The organism is Stenotrophomonas sp. YIM B06876 (assembly GCF_030711595.1).
Taxonomy (GTDB): domain Bacteria; phylum Pseudomonadota; class Gammaproteobacteria; order Xanthomonadales; family Xanthomonadaceae; genus Stenotrophomonas.
Map to the genome: position 1 here is coordinate 1 of NZ_JAUJUJ010000247.1, position 1,200 is coordinate 1,200.

Annotated in this window: 1 protein-coding gene; it reads left to right on the plus strand. The window is 60.7% G+C overall.

Annotated elements, in window-relative coordinates:
• Positions 1-153 precede the first annotated feature (153 nt).
• On the plus strand, positions 154-1,161 hold the full coding sequence (locus tag QZH66_RS16475) for a cytochrome c oxidase subunit 3 (RefSeq protein ID WP_305806954.1): 1,008 nt from the start codon (positions 154-156) through the stop codon (positions 1,159-1,161).
• Positions 1,162-1,200: the final 39 nt, after the last annotated feature.

Genomic DNA, 1,200 nt, shown 5'->3' on the forward strand with positions numbered 1-1,200 from the left:
TCTCGAAAAGATCAACCCTCTGCACATCATCGTGGTGGGGCTGCTCGCCATCTTCCTGCTGGTGGTTTCGCTCATCGTGGTCGTGAAGTGGGTCGTCTGAAGTGCCAAGGCACGCCAAACCAAATACAAAGATATTGAGAGTCAGGAGCTGAAATGAGTGCATCAACAACCCGCGGCGCAACCCCGTATTACTTTGTACCCGCAGAGTCACACCATCCCATCATGGCGGCGGCCGGGCTGTTCTTCGTCATCCTGGGCGCCAGCCAATGGATCAATGGCCACGACTGGGGCAAGTACGCGCNAACCCCGTATTACTTTGTACCCGCAGAGTCACACCATCCCATCATGGCGGCGGCCGGGCTGTTCTTCGTCATCCTGGGCGCCAGCCAATGGATCAATGGCCACGACTGGGGCAAGTACGCGCTGTTCTTCGGACTGGCGTGGTGGCTGATCGTGCTCTATCAATGGTTCCGCGACGCGGCCCAGGAGAGCGAAGGCGGTCTGTACGGCCACAAGATCGACCTGTCCTACCGCTGGAGCATGAGCTGGTTCATCTTCTCCGAAGTCATGTTCTTCGGCGCGTTCTTTACCGCGCTGTGGTGGGGGCGTGCGCACTCCGTGCCGGCCCTGGGCGATCTTGAGAACGCCCTGCTCTGGCCAGACTTCAAGGCCGTATGGCCCAGCATGGCCGTCGGCGCGACCGCTTCGCCCGCCGGTATCGTCGAGCCGTTCCAGACCGTGGGGCCGTTCTGGCTGCCCACCATCAACACGGCGCTGCTGCTGAGCTCGGGCGTGACCCTGACCATCGCCCACCACGCGCTGCGTGAAAACCACCGCGGCAAGACCATCGCCTTCATGTGGATCACGGTGCTGCTCGGCATTGCCTTCCTGTGCGTGCAGGGCTATGAGTACTACCACCTGTACACCGACCTGAACCTGAAGTTGAACTCCGGCATCTTCGGCTCGACGTTCTTCATGCTCACCGGCTTCCACGGCTTCCACGTGTTCCTGGGCATGCTGATGCTGCTGTCGATCACGCTGCGCCTGCAAAAGGGCCACTTCACCGCCGACAAGCACTTCGGCTTCGAAGGCGCCGCCTGGTACTGGCACTTCGTGGACGTGGTCTGGCTGGGCCTGTATATGCTGGTCTATTGGATGTAAGCCAGCCATGCACCCAACAAAAAGGCGCCGCAAGGCGCC